Below are 423 nucleotides of genomic sequence, written 5' to 3'. Positions count from 1 at the left end.
GCAGAAGTATTACCAGAAGATACGGCAAGGTTATTGCAAGGACAATATGAAAAAGTAATGAGAGAAGCGAGAGCAAATACATTTTGTGATGTAATTAGTTTGCCAACTGGAGATATACATTATGAATCTTCACTTAATCCAGTATGCGATGTAAATGGAACATGTCAGTTTATTATTTGTATTACTAGAGATATTACAGCACAGGTTAAGAAAAAAGCGGAAATAGAAGAAAAACAAATGTTATTTAAGTCATTACTAGAATATAATAATGATTCCATTGTATCTGTAGATTCTATTGGAAGAATTACATATGCAAATCCAGCAACTTATGAAATTTTTGGGTATCGATATGAGGAGTTAAAGGACCAATTTATTTTTCAGTTTATAAATAAAGAATATGAAAAAACTTTTCAAATTATATTT

The 423-nt window shown here is 28.8% G+C and carries 1 protein-coding gene; it reads left to right on the top strand.

Annotated features, from left to right (window positions below; genetic code table 11):
* A partial coding sequence (locus V7038_RS17115; protein WP_335471062.1) for a PAS domain-containing protein occupies positions 1-423 on the top strand: 423 nt, incomplete at both ends.

Origin of the sequence: Bacillus sp. JJ783, assembly GCF_036963225.1 — a bacterium.
Taxonomy (GTDB): Bacteria; Bacillota; Bacilli; order Bacillales; family Bacillaceae_G; genus Bacillus_A; species Bacillus_A cereus_U.
This window is presented reverse-complemented; position numbering and strand designations above follow the sequence as displayed.